At 69.9% G+C, this 14,470-nt stretch carries 12 protein-coding genes; 7 read left to right on the top strand and 5 right to left on the bottom strand.

Going from position 1 to position 14,470, the window contains the following annotated elements; all coding sequences use genetic code 11:
• Positions 1 to 118 precede the first annotated feature (118 nt).
• Positions 119 to 1,681 (top strand): S8 family serine peptidase, encoded by a 1,563-nt coding sequence (locus K7W41_RS23725; protein ID WP_224610409.1) that lies wholly within the window; start codon positions 119 to 121, stop codon positions 1,679 to 1,681.
• Between the two features lie 59 nt (positions 1,682 to 1,740).
• On the opposite strand, the gene K7W41_RS15840 is transcribed toward K7W41_RS23725, so the two are convergent.
• The 3 genes from K7W41_RS15840 to K7W41_RS15825 form a co-directional block, all read right to left on the bottom strand.
• Positions 1,741 to 3,753, bottom strand: coding sequence for a DNA gyrase subunit B (locus K7W41_RS15840; protein WP_224610407.1), 2,013 nt, complete (start codon positions 3,751 to 3,753; stop codon positions 1,741 to 1,743).
• A gap of 332 nt (positions 3,754 to 4,085) precedes the next feature.
• Positions 4,086 to 6,260 carry a patatin-like phospholipase family protein gene (locus tag K7W41_RS15835; protein ID WP_318010917.1) on the bottom strand — a complete coding sequence of 725 codons (2,175 nt, stop codon included), beginning with the start codon at positions 6,258 to 6,260 and terminating at the stop codon, positions 4,086 to 4,088.
• Complete coding sequence (locus K7W41_RS15825; RefSeq protein ID WP_224610406.1) at positions 6,257 to 7,936, bottom strand: hypothetical protein; 1,680 nt, start codon at positions 7,934 to 7,936, stop codon at positions 6,257 to 6,259. The genes K7W41_RS15835 and K7W41_RS15825 overlap by 4 nt, the downstream gene beginning before the upstream one ends.
• A gap of 188 nt (positions 7,937 to 8,124) precedes the next feature.
• Here K7W41_RS15825 and K7W41_RS15820 point away from each other — a divergent pair, with 188 nt between their 5' ends.
• The 3 genes from K7W41_RS15820 (at position 8,125) to K7W41_RS15810 (ending at position 11,977) form a co-directional block, all read left to right on the top strand.
• A complete protein-coding gene (locus K7W41_RS15820) occupies positions 8,125 to 10,083 on the top strand; it encodes a vWA domain-containing protein (RefSeq protein WP_224610405.1) in 1,959 nt (652 codons plus the stop codon).
• A gap of 27 nt (positions 10,084 to 10,110) precedes the next feature.
• Positions 10,111 to 10,593: a hypothetical protein gene (locus tag K7W41_RS15815; RefSeq protein WP_224610403.1), complete on the top strand. Its 483-nt coding sequence runs from the start codon at positions 10,111 to 10,113 to the stop codon at positions 10,591 to 10,593.
• A 73-nt stretch (positions 10,594 to 10,666) separates the two neighbouring features.
• Complete coding sequence (locus K7W41_RS15810; protein WP_224610402.1) at positions 10,667 to 11,977, top strand: LysM peptidoglycan-binding domain-containing protein; 1,311 nt, start codon at positions 10,667 to 10,669, stop codon at positions 11,975 to 11,977.
• A gap of 28 nt (positions 11,978 to 12,005) precedes the next feature.
• Here the strand turns inward: K7W41_RS15810 and K7W41_RS15805 are convergent, their stop codons facing one another.
• Positions 12,006 to 12,404: a hypothetical protein gene (locus K7W41_RS15805; RefSeq protein ID WP_224610398.1), complete on the bottom strand. Its 399-nt coding sequence runs from the start codon at positions 12,402 to 12,404 to the stop codon at positions 12,006 to 12,008.
• 42 nt (positions 12,405 to 12,446) lie between these two features.
• Positions 12,447 to 13,085 carry a chloramphenicol acetyltransferase gene (locus K7W41_RS15800; RefSeq protein WP_224610396.1) on the bottom strand — a complete coding sequence of 213 codons (639 nt, stop codon included), beginning with the start codon at positions 13,083 to 13,085 and terminating at the stop codon, positions 12,447 to 12,449.
• Positions 13,086 to 13,159: 74 nt separating this feature from the next.
• On the opposite strand from K7W41_RS15800, the gene K7W41_RS15795 reads away from it, so the two are divergent.
• The 3 genes from K7W41_RS15795 to K7W41_RS15785 all read left to right on the top strand — a co-directional run bounded on the left by K7W41_RS15795 (position 13,160) and on the right by K7W41_RS15785 (position 14,470).
• Positions 13,160 to 13,444 (top strand): ribosome-binding factor A, encoded by a 285-nt coding sequence (locus K7W41_RS15795; RefSeq protein WP_221089141.1) that lies wholly within the window; start codon positions 13,160 to 13,162, stop codon positions 13,442 to 13,444.
• Positions 13,441 to 13,839, top strand: a complete 399-nt coding sequence (locus K7W41_RS15790) for an acyl-CoA thioesterase (RefSeq protein WP_380057988.1) — start codon at positions 13,441 to 13,443, stop codon at positions 13,837 to 13,839. Before K7W41_RS15795 ends, K7W41_RS15790 begins: the two co-directional genes overlap by 4 nt.
• A 154-nt stretch (positions 13,840 to 13,993) precedes the next feature.
• The gene (locus K7W41_RS15785) at positions 13,994 to 14,470 is read left to right on the top strand and encodes an NUDIX domain-containing protein (protein ID WP_221089139.1); all 477 of its coding nucleotides are present in this window, start codon (positions 13,994 to 13,996) and stop codon (positions 14,468 to 14,470) included.

Below are 14,470 nucleotides of genomic sequence, written 5' to 3'. Positions count from 1 at the left end.
CCCTGGGCGCAGGAGGACATACATGGCAAAAAGACGCGGCTGGACTTGGGCAGGGGTGGTTACTGGGCTGATTGGCCTATGCGGTGGAAACTGGGCCGGGGCTCAGAATCAGACGGCGGTGGCCGGCGGCGCCCGGCTCTACCCGGTGGCCGCTGCGCCCGGCGACACAGCCTGGGTCATGGGCGGCAATCTGGGCGAACGCGGCACCCTGTGGGTGGGTGGGCAAGCCACCGCCTTCGTGCGCGACCCGGCTTCGGGCTGGCTGGCCTTTCAGGTGCCCAAAACGGCGGCGGGTGGGCCACAGTTTATTAGCGCGCAGGGGCCGGGCCAGCGCAGTGCCCTGGTGCTCAACGTGCTGCCCGCAGAAGCCGCCGCGCAGGACGTGGTGGCCTATGTTGCGCCGAGTACCCTGAAAACTGTGCAGCAGGAGTACGCTGAACGGTTGCGGCGGCTCTCCAGCAACTGTCAGAAGACCTGCCCGCAGCAGGTGCGCGCCGTCATTGACCGGCTGGCGGCGCTGGGCGTGCCCAGTTTCACTCCATTGGCTTCAGCGGGGACGGGGCAGCGGGTCGCGTCCAGCCCCCTGACCATGTCGCCGTCCACCGCTGTCCTGACCCCCCAGGTACTTCAGAACCTTGACCTGCAACGACTGGTGCCGTCTGCAGTGCCCGCCCGGTCCGCTTCATCGTTCTGCACCTCACTGGCCGGCATTTTTCCAACGGCTGGTCTACCCACTGGCCAAGTCTTGACCGTGCTGGGCCTGCTGTTCGGGCCGGACATGCAGGTGGATCCAACGACCTATGGTCACCCAGTACAGGCAGATGCCCCCTACAAAAACGGTCAGCCCACCGCCCTCCTCAACAAGTTCATTGGCTTGAAGGGGGGCAACGGCAAGGGCGTCACCGTTCATGTTCTGGACACCGCCACCGCTTCCGCCGACGACTACGTGTTCCATGCCTCTGGCTCTTCCGGCCCCGCGATGTACTACAGCACGCCGGTTGAAGGCCGCCCCCTGCACGGGCAGGCGGTAGGGCAGCTTGTGCGGGCGGTGGCGCCGAACGCCAGCCTCAGTTACAAGCAGGTCTGCGACAGGGACGGCAATTGCGCCACCCTGAAAGTCGCCCAGGCTCTGTGTGCCGTGGCGGCCGAGGCCCGGCGCGGTGGGCGGCATGTGGTGAACCTCAGCGCGGGGGGGCCGTATCCCACCGTGGGCGTGCAGTTGGCCCTGCGGGAAGTGGCGGCGGCCGGCGTGCCCACCGCTGCCGCCTATGGCAACCGCGACGACTGCGCAGGTCTTGGCAAGGGCGACCGTTGCTGGCATTTCCCCGCCGACTGGACGAAGGACTTTGAATTTGGCCCGGGCATTGCCCTGGGCAGCACCACCCTGCGCCAGACCATGCTGTTCAGTGTGGCGGGCTGGGACATTGCCACCGGGCAGATGGCCACCTACAACCGGGGCACCGGGACCCCGGGTGTTACGGCCCTGGCCCCCAGCGTGCAGGCCCCGGGCGAGTTCTGGCTGGGCGGCTGGCCCTACTTCGGCACCAGCTTTGCCGCGCCCGTAGTGAGCGGCGTGCTGGCCAACTGGATGACCTGCAAAAGCGGCGTGCCCCTGCTGCCGCTGGTCACGGCCCCGGGGCAACAGCCGCTGCTTCCCGCCACCGTAAACGCCTGCCCGTAACCTGCAACGAAGAAGGCCAGCCCGGTGGTCCTGGGCTGGCCTCTTTTGGTCCTGCTCGCTTACACGCTGATTTCGGCGAAGCGCGCGTTTTCCTGAATGAAGGTCTTGCGGGGGGCCACTTCCGAACCCATCAGGTTCTCAAAGACCTCGTTGGCCACGATCAGGTCCTCGATGCCCACGCGCTTGAGCGCCCGGGTTTCGGGGTTCATGGTGGTGTCCCACAGCTGGTCGGCGTTCATTTCGCCCAGGCCCTTGAAGCGCTGGATCTCGTACTTCTTGCCTTCCTTGCTGGCGCGGGCCACATGCTCTTTGAGTTCCTCATTGGTGTAGAGGTACGTGCCCTTCTTCTCGCGGCCCACCATGATGCGGTACAGGGGCGGCTGGGCAATGTACAGATAGCCGGCCTCCACAATGGGGCGCATGTAGCGGTAGAAGAAGGTGAGCAGCAGGGTGGCAATGTGCCCGCCGTCCATGTCCGCGTCGGTCATGATGATGATCTTGTGGTAGCGCAGGTTGGACAGGTCGAAGTGCATGCGGTCGCCCGTGCCTTCCACCCCGGCGCCAATGGCCCCGATCAGCGCGCGAATCTCGGCGTTTTTCAGGATCTTGTTCAGCTCGGCCTTCTCCACGTTCAGGATCTTGCCGCGCAGGGGCAGAATGGCCTGGAAGCGGCGTTCGCGCCCGCCCTTGGCCGAGCCACCGGCCGAAATCCCTTCCACGATGAACAGCTCGGATTCGCTGGGGTCCTGCGAGGAGCAGTCGGCCAGCTTGCCGGGCAGGTCATCGTTTTCCAGCGGGTTGCTGCGGCGCACGATGTCACGGGCCTTGCGGGCGGCCTCGCGGGCGCGGGCGGCTTCGGCGGCCTTTTCCACGATGGTCTTGCCGACCTTGGGGTTTTCCTCCAGGAACTCGGCAAACTTCTCGCCCACAATGGCGTTCACGGCGGTCTGGGCTTCGCTGTTCAGCAGCTTGACCTTGGCCTGCGACTCGAACTGCGGGTCCTGCACTTCCACGCTGACCACGCAGTAAATGCCTTCGAGCAGGTCGTCGCCGCTGGGCACCGGGTTGCCGCTCTTGATCAGGTTCTTGTCCTTGGCGTACTTGTTCAGAATGCGGGTGTACGCGGTCTTGAACCCGGTCAGCGGGGTGCCGCCGTCGCGGGTGCGGATCATGTTGGCGTAGGTCAGGATGTTGTCGCTGGCGTAGGTGTTGGCGTGAATAAACGCCACTTTCACGTTCACCTCGCTGTGCGTGCCCACCATCACGATGGGCTGGTCGTACAGCAGCTTGGTGTCGTCGGTAACCAGGGCGCGGGCAAAGTTGGCAATGCCGCCCTGCTCAAAGAAGGTTTCTTCCTTGATCTGCCCGGCGTGCAGCGCCTTGCGCTCGTCGCGGATCACGATTTTCAGGCCCGTCAGGTAGGCCAGTTCGCGCAGGCGGTTGCGAATGCGGTCGTAGTTGAACTGGTTCTCGAACTCCTTGAAGATCGTGGGGTCCGGGTGGAAGGTCACGCTGGTGGCCCAGGTCACGTCGGCGGGCGTCTCGCCCTCCACGGTCAGGGGCTTGACCAGCAGGCCCTTTTCAAAGCGCACGTTGTGCAGCTGGCCGTGCTTGTTGACCGTCACGTCCAGAAAGGTGGACAGCGCGTTCACCACGGTCGAACCCACGCCGTGCAGACCGCCCGACACCTTGTAGGCGCCCTGGCCGAACTTGCCCCCGGCGTGCAGCTCCGAGAAGATCACTTCAATGGCGGGGCGGCCCTTGGAGGCCATGATGTCCACGGGAATGCCGCGCCCGTTGTCGGTGACGGTGGCGCTGCCGTCCTCGTGCATGATCACGTGGATCTCGGTGGCAAAGCCCGCCAGCCCCTCGTCAATACCGTTGTCAATGATTTCGGTCAGCAGCTGGTGGTAGCCGTCCACGCCCGTGCCGCCCTGCACGTACATGCCGGGGCGCTTGCGCACGGCGTCCATGCCTTCCAGCACAGAGATGTCGGCGGCGGTGTATTCGGCGCGGGCGCGGGTGCTGCCCTGTTCGGTGGTGTCGGTGCTGGGATCGTCAATCTTGGTCATGTCACTCCTGGGGCGCGGCTCCCGGTGGGGCCAACGCCGGATGGGGAAGAGGAGGGATGGGGCGCGCTGCAGGCGCCTTCCGGGTCTGTCCAGTATACTATCAGAGTTGAAATGGGTCAAATATTTTACGTTCATAGCGTAATACTTTGACGTGACACGGGCCTGGCAGAAGCGCGTCACAGCGCGGCTCCGGCCCTGTGGGCGTGGGGGTCCATTGGGATCGGAGGGTGAACGTGGCACAGCTGCTGCTTCCTTCGCCTGGAGAGGCGCAGGCGACCTGCACCCAGCGCCTTCTGCAAAGGCTGTGGGCTGGGGCTGTGGACTGGCCGCGCTCAGAGGAACGGGCGGTGACGCAGAAAGGCGCGGGCCTCGCGTTCGCCGGCCTTGTTCCAGGGGGGACGAGCGGCAAAGGCGCCGCCCGGCTGCGCGGTGCGGGCCGCTTGAACCTGGGCGCTGGCCGCCGCGATGGCCGTCAGGGCCGCCCACTCTGGTGGGGTCAGGGTGTCGGCGTTGGGGGTAAAGGGCCGTGAAGGTTTGCCGGGCAGTTGCCCCGGCAGGTCCTCGCCCTGGCGGGTGCTGGGCATGGCCCGCAGAAGGGGGGGAAGCTGCGCGGGGGTGTACGCCCCGTCATACTCCAGCAGCAGTTCACCCAGGTCGGCCACCACGTTGCGCCACACAAAGGCTTTCAGGGCCTCCTGGCCCCAGGGCTGGCCGGGCGTGCCAAAGCGCTTGCCCAGCACCTGCGCGGCGCCCCGTCCCTTGTCCAGCAGCGTGCGGATCTGGTCCGGGGTCATGCCCAGGTTCAGGCCCCCCAGTCCCGGCCCCAGGGTGATACAGGCGGTCTGCTCGGCGTAGCCCGGCAGGCTCAGCAGACTCTGGTCGAACCATAGCCGCGCAGTGTCCAGCAGCGCCCCGGCAAACTGCCCCGGGGTCTGGATATGGGTGTTGTACGGCTGCCAGCGCCCGTCGGCGCCGGCCAGAAACACAGGCTGGTCCTTGGCGCGGTACTGCAGATTCAGGGCCAGCAGGGGCCGCTTGGGCACCGGCTCGTCAAAGAGCATCAGAGGAAAATTGCTGGTCAGGCCGCCGTCGCTGAACAGCACGGCAAAGGCGCGCAGGCGGGTGGCCTGCACCTGGGGCAGCTGTCCGTCCTGGGCCGCCCGCCACGTCCAGACCTCGCCAGGACGCAGGGCCGCTGGGCTCCAGGGCCGCTCGTAGCGAATAAAGTGCAGCGGCAGCGCGCTGAACAGCAGCGGAAAGCTCATGCTCAGGCGGGCGGCCACCAGCACTGGCAGGTGCTGTTCCGGGGGCAGGCGGTAATAGGCGAGGCCGGGGGTGGCCTGGGCACTGGCGCCCGGCCTCGTGGCTTCCGGCGCGGTAAAGGCGCGCTCGCTGCCCGCGATGAGCGCCGCGATCACCTCGGGCGGAAAGTAATGCGCCCACTCTTCGGGGCGGAAATACAGGTTCTTGGCGTCGCGCACGTTCTGGGCCAGGGGCAGCACGTAGGGCCGCTGGCGCGAGAGACAGGAGGTGACCAGTTTCAGCTCGGTGCCCTGGGCGCGCAGGTGCCCGAAGGTCAGCACCTCGGTCTGCCCGGACAGCTGTTGCAGGTGGCGGTGCAGCCACGGGGTCAGGCGGCTGGCCTCGCCCCGGCCGTAACCGGTGGCCAGCCCAAAGGCGTTCTCGCCCAGGGCCGTCTGCGCCTGGGCCAGCAGCGCGCGGCCATCTTCCCCGAGCGCCCCGGTCAAGGCGCGCGCTTCCTGCACCCAGCCTGTGGCCCAGCGATAGAGCACCAGCCCCACCAGCACCAGAGCCAGCACGAGTGCCCACAGGCTGGCCGCCCAGGCCGGACACCAGCGTGCCAGCAGCGCCGTGCCGGCCGCTGTGAGCAGCAGCAGGGCCAGCAGCGCCAGCGCGGCCACGCCGGTCAGGGCGCCCCAGGGCCGGGCCCCCGGGGCCAGGGTGCCCAGCAGCGGGGTCAGGGCCGTGCCCCAGCTGCCGCCCAGCAGGGCCAGCAGCGGCCCGCGCAGACGCCCACCCGCCAGGGCCGCGTGGGTGCGGGCCAGCGCGCCGCCCCCCGACCCCCACGCCAGCAGCGCCTGCACGGCCGCCGCCGGGTCCTTTCGCATGGCCGCGCGCCCGGCGTGGTACAGCCCGGCCGTGGCTTCATCCGGGGCAAACAGGCCTTCCAGCACCGTGGGGCCGCCGGTCTGCCCCGGGTGCAGGGGCGCGGCGAGCTGCTCGCCCAGGGCCCCCAGCGCCCCAAAGGGGGCCTGACAGGCCGGGGTGTAGGCCCCGTCCCGGCGTAGGGTCTGCCGGCCGCACTCCGCCGCCGCCAGCAGCGCCGCTGCAATCGCCCCGGCCGAGGTGCCCCCGATGCGGCAGAAGCGGAAGTGCTCGCCCAGTTCAGCCAGGGCGCCCGGGAAAACCACCCCACTGGTGACGCCGCCCTGCATCACGAGGTCCACGGTGGGTTTCTGGGCGGATGGCCCGCTGTCCGGGGTCATTTGCGCACGCTGCCGCTGAGAAGTTTCACGGCTTTGGCCAGGGCCTCGGTTTGCAGCAGGTTCGCCACCGTGTAGGCCCCGGCCCCCAGCGCGACTGCCAGGGCGTAGTCCATGACGCCGCGTGCGCCCCAGGCGGCATCCGGCTTGGCCCACAGCTCGTTCAGGCCCACGACCATCGCCAGCAGCGCTGTGACGGCGATCAGCGGCAGGGCGGCGAGGCGCGTGGCGACATTCAGGGTGCTCAGGGCGGGGCGGCGCGTGAGGTACGGAGCGGCCCAGGCCTGTTGCTGCTGGGCCGGAAACGCAGAGCGGGCCGCCATCTGGGGATCATTCCGAATCTTGATCAGGGTCTCGGTATAGGCGCGCAGGTCGGCCGCGCCAGCACTGGCGGGCACCTCCTGGGACAGAAAAGCTTGCAGTGGGGGGTGGCCGGCCACCTGCGGCGCAGAAGCCGCCACCGTCTGGGCCAGCACCTGCGCCGCTTCCAGCGAGGCCACCACGTCGGCCGCCCGCTCCGTGGGCACCTCAAACTGCCCGGTGCCCTGGTTCAGCGGCAGGCCCAGGCGCTGGCCGCGCCGGAGCTCTTCCAGAAAGTCCAGGACAGGCGCAGAGGCAGGCAGCAGCGGGCCCAGCGCCCCCCTGGCCGCCGCGCTGGCCGCCTGGAGCTGCCCCAGCAGGTTGCGCGGGGGCCCCAGTTCGCGCCACTGGCCCAGTGCCGTGTAGGCGTCGCGCACATCCGACATGGGTTGCAGCGCCGAAGGCCGGGCGCGCAGCAGGTTCGGGTCCAGGTCCAGCCGGAAGGGCGAGGTCTGCCCCGGACCCAGGCTGGGGACCAGCAGCGGCGGCGAAGCTGGATCAATGTTGAGCCCGGCCAGCCGGTGCTTGAGTTCCTCTTGTTCCCGGCGGCGCTGTGCCAGAAAAGCGAGCAGCGGCGGCAGCAGCAGCCCCGCCAGAATCGCCAGCGCCGCGTGCCACCAGGGCTTGCGGACCACCAGGGTGGCGGTGACGGGTTTGGCCTCCTTGGTGAACAGGGTGATGTTGCGGTACAGGTCGGGCGCGGCGGCCGTCTGGAGGCCCAACAGCGCCCCCTGCGCGTCCAGACAGGCCTGGGCCTGTCGCCCGGCGGCACTGGTGAAGGTGGCGGGGGCCGTGCAGGTTGCCAGGGCGTCATCGGTATCGCGCACCAGGGCGGGCTCGGCGGGCACCGCCAGGGGCGTTACGGGCACGGGGACCCCGGTGCCCTGATTCAGGGGCACGCGCCCGCTCACCTGATCGGCGTCGGTGCCCACGGTCCACAGCAGTTGCTGCGTGCCATCGGTGCTGGGCACCGCCGAGGTGGCCGAGGCCTTGACCCAGACACAGATGCGCCCGCCGGGCCGCAGCGTCAAGGTGGGCAGGTTGTTGGGCCCGGTGTCGGGAATCCGGGCGCGGGGCACGCACTGCCCGTCGGCCACGCCCTCCTGACGGATATTCGCCGTCGCGTTGCCCGTCACGTTCAGGGTGACGATCTGCGGCGCCGCGCTGGTGTTGGTCAGCAGAAAGCGCCCGTCCGGCTGGGCACGGACGCTCAGCGGGGACGCGGCACTGGGCCCGGCCTCCTGTCCCAGGGCGCGGCCCCCCAGCAGCCCCAACAGAACGGCAACCACCTGAAACTGGACACACCGGCCTCGTTGCATGGTCTCTGCCCTCCCAGGGCGCGGCGAGTGAAGGGAAATAGAGAGGACCGCGCCCTCTGAGCCCCAGTGTGCACCCGGCAGCGTGACCGGGCCGTGATTGGCTGATGACCGCGCTCCCCAGGTCCTTTGTTGCACCCGGCGCAGACGGCGCGGCCCTCTTCCCCCGATCTGGCTACAATGCGCCTCGAATGCGCCGCACCGCCCTCCTCTGTGCCCTGCTGCTGACCAGCGCCGCCGCGCAGGAGGCCACCTGCGCCCTGCCGGAAGGGGGGGCGCTGCCCACCCGCACGCGCGCCGTGTTCGTGCTGGACACCAGCGGCAGCATGCGCGGCATAGGCGACGGCCAGGCCGACATCTTCGAGCGGGTCAAGGCCAGCATCGGCGCCTATGTGCGCGGGCAGCGGCCAGACCGGGTGGAACTGCTGACCTTCGATTCCGGGTTGCGCTCGCGGCGCAGCTTTACCCAGCCGGCGGGCACGGCGGCCTGGAACACGGCCCTGGCGAATCTGAAGGCCGACGGCAAGAACACCTACCTCTACCGCAGCCTGCAGGGCGCCCTGGCCCCGCTGTCGGCTGCAGGGGGCGACGTGACCCAGGTGTTCGTGCTCACCGACGGCATCGACAACGACACGCGCGAGGCGGGCCGCACCGTGACCCCCGAAGCGGCGCTGGCGGCCTTCCGGGACCGGGGCCCGCTGGACCGCCTGACCTACGTGGCCCTGGGCACCGACATTCCGCCCGAGGCCCAGGCCGCCCTGCAGCGCAGCACCTACGCCAGCGGCCTGACGGTGCCGGTGGGTCAGGTGCCGGACCTGACGGGCGCGGGCCTGGAGGGGGGACTCCGGGTGGTCACCGACCCGGCCCGGCTGCCCCCCGTCTTCGCCCCCGGCACGCCCCTGACGCTGGGCGTGGGGCCTGAGCTGGGGGGCGCGAAGTTGCAGGCCAGCGGCGGGCAGTGGGCGCTGGCCCTGCCCGGCCGGGTGCCGCCCGGAAGCCCCGCGCTGCTGTGCGCCCCGCCCCCCAGCAGCGCGGGCTGGATCGCGCCGCGCCCGCGACAGGTGCTGCTGCGCCTGACCCTGCCCGGCGCGGGGCTGACCTGGCTGAACCCCGGCGCTGACCGCGCGCTGCGGGCCGGGGAAGACGTGGTGCTGCGCCTGCGCGCCGCCCCGGGCCTGAACCCGGCGGCGGCGGTGCTGGGCGGCCTGGGACCCGGCGTGCGCGGCGCTGTAGAGGCCCGGCGCGGCGCCCGCGAGTTCGCGGTGCGGCTGACCGGCCTGCGCCCCCAGCCCGGCGTGACCCTGACCCCCACCCTCACCTTCCCGGGGCTGCCCGCCCTGGCCCTGCCGCCCGTGCAGGGCGCCGCCGGTGGCCGCGTGCCCGATCCGGTGACCCCGCCCCCCACGCGCGCGGCGCCGCGTGAAGAGGGGCGGCCGGTGTGGCCCGTGCTGCTCACGGCCCTGCTGGGGGGCGGCCTGCTGGCCGCTGGGGTGCTTATCCGGGGTCGGCGCGCGCCGGCGGCCCCGCCCGCCCCGCGCCCCGCGCCCCCGCCCGCCGTGGAGGGCCTGACCTACCGCGAGGACCGCACCCTGTCGCTGGTTTCGGCGCAGGGGGACGTGACCGGGGTGCCCACACCGCTGGGCGGGCCCTTTGATCTGGGGCAGCTGTCCAGCGTGCCGCACCTCAGCGGCCTGCGCGCCGAGCAGCACCGCGACGGCCTGCGTATTCTGCGCATTCCCCCGGACCTGGAGGTCAGCCAGGGGGCGCGGCTGGTGAAGGTGGGCGACGTGATCCGCCCCGGCACCCTGCTGGGCGTGGCGGTGGCCCGCCGGGCGCGTGCGCCGCACCCGCCGCTGGGCGAACTGGCTGGGCTGGGGTTGCCGCTGGCGCTGCATGTGGGCGGCCATCAGGTGCGGCTGCGCGGCCCCTACGGCGAACACGCCCTGGGCCTGAGTGCCCCCGTGACCGACCTGGGCCGCGTGCTGCGCGCGCCCGCCCTGGAAGAGCTGGCCGTGAGCCTCAGCGGGCGCGACGTGCTGCTGCTGCGTGTGCCCGACCACCTGCAGGTGCGCGCGGCGGGCGAGGCCTCGGCGCTGCGCCCGGGGGCCGCCCTGCCCGCCCACGCGGTCATTGACTTCCTGAAGGGGTAGCGGGAAGCCCCTGATACGCTGGCGGGCATGGACTTCCTGCAGCTCATTCACGGGTACCAGTTCCCCAGTTCCCTGGCGCTGCTCTTCCCGACCCCCTACGCGCTGGCGACGCTGGTGCTGTTTGTCTGGAGCATCGCGCCGGCTGTGAAAACCCGTGTGGGCACCTCCTTTCTGGTCTGGCTGCGCCTCACCTGGGCCCTGACGCTGATTCCCGGCGTGACCGGCGTGCTGCTGGCTCTGGGCGGCCTGAAGGTGCCCAGCGCCACGGCCCTGGCGGGCGGCACCACCAAGTACGGCTATCCCGCCGACCCCAGCCGAGACTGGGAACACTGGATGTACGCGGGTTTCTGCCTGCTGACCCTGTACGTGATCGAGGTGCTGGTCAAGGGCCGCATGGTGGAGCACCGCGTGGGGCTGAAGCTGCTGCCTGTGGCGACCCTGTTTCTGTACGGCTGCGCCTACATGGTGGGGCGCGTGGCGGTGTTCCCTGGCAGCACCCCAGGCACCTGAGCCCACCTGCGTAAACGGCGGCGTCAGGTTCACTTCACGTCTGGCTGGCAGAACTGTGATGAGGTGTGACCCCATGCGGCGACTGCTTTCCCTGCTTGTGTTGGTGGCCGCCAGTGCGGCTCTGGGGGCCACCGTGCCCACGGTCAAGGTTCAGAAGGGCGACACCCTGTTCCGCATCGCCACGCGCCACGGCCTCAGTGTGGCGCAGCTGCGAGCCTACAACGGCCTGCAGGGCGACACCATCCGCGCTGGGCAGGTGCTGCGGCTGGCCGGGGGACCGGCGCGCCCCGTGGCCGCCCCGCCGCGCACCTACACGGTGAAGGCGGGCGATACCCTCAGCCGCATCGCGGCGCGCACGGGAACCACGGTGACCGCGCTGCAGGCCGCCAACCGCCTGCAGGGCACCGTGATCGCGGCCGGGCAGCGGCTGGTGCTGCCCGCGCCCGGCACGGCGGCCCGCCCGCCCGCGCCACGCCCCACCACCGAGGTGCGCACCGTCTACCGCTACGTTTGGGTGGGCGTGCGCGACACGCCGCAGACCCTGGCCGCGCGCTACCGCCTGAGTGTGGACGCCCTGCGGCGCTTAAACGGCATGACCACCGCCCGCGCCATCGTGCCCGGCAAAAAGGTGCTGGTGCCCATGCGTCTGCCCGTGCCCATTCCGCCCCGCCCGCAGCGCCCGCCCGTGACCTTCAAGCGCCTGAGCCCCTTGAACGTGCCGGTGCAGATTGCCACCGTGGACCTGCGCTGGCGCCATGTGCTGGTGGCCCCGGTGCTGCCCTCGGGCCGCCTGACTTTCGGCTCGGGGGCGCGGGTGAGCGAACTGGCCCGGCGCAGCGGCGCGCGGCTGGTGATCAATGGGTCGTACTTTCATCCGCAGTCCTATGCCCCGGCCGGCGACATCGTGACCCAGGGGCGACTGCTCACCTGGGGCCGCATTCCCCAGGCCCTGACCATCACGCCGGACAACCGCGCCGCGTTCCGGGTGAGTGCGGTCGCTGCCCTGGGCCGCCCGCTGGACACCACCTGGGCGGGCCTGGAAACGGTGGTGGCGACCGGGCCGCGCATTCTCAGCGGGGGGCGGGTGGTCACGCGCTACAGCAGCGTGTTCCGCGACCCCGCCCTGTTTGGCCGCGCCGCCCGCAGCGCCGTGGGCCTGATTGGCAACCGCGACCTCGTGTTCGTCAGCACCCACGCCCGGGTCACCACCACCGAAATGGGCAAGATCATGACCCGCCTGGGCGTGCGCGACGCCCTGCTGCTGGACGGCGGCAGCAGCGCCGGGATGGCCTGGAACGGCCGCGCGGTGCTGGACAGCGTGCGCCGGGTCAGCTACGGCATCGGGGTGTTCACCGACTACGCCGGGCGGCGGTACGCGAAATAGAGGGGCCGGCTTTGGGTGGGGTGGTCGCTCAATCCCACATCGACTCACTGGGGCCGAAGCGCTCGATATAACGTTCCTGGGCCACAGGGGAGAAGTCCTCGGGCCCGAACATGCCGTCCCAGAGTCGAACGTAAAATTCCCGAATGTTGCCCTGGGGGCGCTCCAGTGGGAGGTAAGCCGAATCGTAGGCTTCCACGAGCGCGTCGTCATCGAACCAGGTCAGGGCGTACCGAAGGGTTTCCTTGAGCCGCTGTTGTTGTCGGAATGGCAGGCTTTCGAAGTGGGGCTTCAGTTCCTCGTCCACCAGACGCTGAATTCCACGTTCGTTGTTGAGATTAACCCGTCCCCACCAGTCCTCTTGGAGGTGGAATTGGCCCCATAGGTTCTGGAGCCAGTGGCGGTTCACAGAGATGGGCCGATGCGCCATCCATCCAACTTACAGACCTTTGTGCAGGTGTGCTTGAGGCTCTTAATCCAACAGCCCCGGGTCGTCCAGCAGGGTCTGCACCGCCTCGAAATACGCGCCCACATGGCGGCCGTCCATCAGGGCGTGGTGCACCTGCACCGACAGCGGCATCTGGGTGCGCCCGCCCTCCTCGGTAAAGCGGCCAGTGGTCAGGCGCGGAATGGAATCTGGCAGGCTGAGGTGCATGGCGTGGGTGATGCCGGTAAAGGCCACCCAGGGCAGGCTGGAGAGGTACAGCAGATCGTCCTGCGCGGGGTCCTCGTCCAGGGTGGGCTGGGCGCGCCGGGCGGCCAGGGCCTGGGCCGCGTCCTGCAGAAATCCGGGGGCGCCCCGCTGGTAGGGCAGGGTGCAGAAATGAAACAGCTCGCTGCCGGGCCCGGTGTCAATGACCGACGGATGCACGCGCTCGTGTTCCACCACCGTCTCGCCGCGAATGCGCCAGCGAAAGGGCGGCAGTTCGTTGGCGGCGCGGGCCAGCACGTAGGCGGTGCTGGCCATGTAGGGCAGCCCGCGCGCCCGCACCTCCGCCCGGAAGCGGGTGACGTCCACGGGGGCGGTCACGCTGAAGTGCGGCTGGCTGTGCTGCCGGAAAAACTCGTAGTGGGCCCGCCGGGGCCATGTGGTCAGGTCAATGGTCCGCATGCCCCCAGGCTATCCGCCATGCCGTACCATGCGGGGATGCAGGGCTTGAACAGTCGGTTGGTCTGGGGGGCGGCATGAAGCCGGAGCAGGTGCAGGCACAACTGACGCGGGTGCTGAGTGACGCGATTGCCGGGTTGCGCGATCCCCGCGTGCCCATGATCGTGACCGTGGAGCGCGTGACGGTCACGCCCGATTACGGGCTGGCGCGGGTGTACGTGAGTGCCATGTCCGGCGACATGGACGAGCTGCTTGACGCCCTGCGCGGCGCCCGCGGGCACCTGCAGCGGCAGGTGGCCGAGCACGTACGCATGCGCCGCACCCCCACGCTGGAATTCCACGCGGCCGGGGACCGCTGGTGAGCCGCACCTTTGTCTCGGCGCTGCGGGTGCGCTACGCCGAGACCGACGCGATGGGGGTGGCGCACCACGCCACCTACCCCGTGTGGTTCGAGGTGGCCCGCACCGACGCCATGCACGCCCTGGGCCTGCCCTACCGCGAGGTGGAGGCGCGCGGCTATTACCTGATGCTTTCGGGCCTGAACGTGGAATACCGCCGCGCCGCCCGCTACGACGATGAACTGCAGATTCACGCGACCCTCAGCGCGGTGCGGTCGCGCACGTTGACCTTCAGCTACGAGGTCCGCCGGGCGGGTGAGCTGCTGGCAACCGGCGAAACCCGCCACATTGCCACCGATCACACCTACCGCCCCGCCCGGCTGCCGGACGACCTGCTCGCGCTGCTGGGGCCCGGCTAAGGGCCTCGCTCCTCCCATTGATCGCAGAAACGTTTCTATTCTTGGGGCGAGGCCCTTTGTTCACTGCTCGCTCTGCAACGCCGCTGTTCCAGCCCGCCCGACTGCTCTCAAGATCCACAGCGACCGACTGAGGCTGCGCTAGACTGCCTCCCTCATGAGTCACCTGTCCCGTACCCTGCCGGTCAAGCGGGCCGCCCACGTCTACCTCGTTCACGAGGGCAAACTGCTGCTGGTCGAGGAACGCATGGACGACGGCAGCATTTTCTACGGCCTGCCCGGGGGCAAGGCGCTGCCCGGCGAAACCCTGGGCGACGCGGCGGTGCGGCAGGTGCTGGTGGAAACCGGCCTGACCGTCACCGACCTGATGTTTATCAGCCTGCTCGAAGGCGAGCTGCTGACCGGCACCCGCAACGAGTGCTACGCGATTTTTGGCCGCTTTACCGCCACCTTTCACGGCACCCTGGACCCCACCGACCCCGAAGTGGTGGGCGTGAAATGGGTGCCGTTCGATCAGGTGGAGGGCCTGGTGCGCTACGGCCCGCCGCCCGAGGTCGAGGAGCGCAATCCGCTGATCTGGGTGCCCACCCGCGACTTCGTGCAGGGCCAGCCCCGCGCGTACTACCCCATCTAG

The sequence above is a fragment of the Deinococcus multiflagellatus genome, from assembly GCF_020166415.1.
Classification (GTDB): domain Bacteria; phylum Deinococcota; class Deinococci; order Deinococcales; family Deinococcaceae; genus Deinococcus; species Deinococcus multiflagellatus.
Note: the sequence above shows the minus strand (reverse complement) of the source record. Positions and strands in the feature narration are given on the sequence as shown.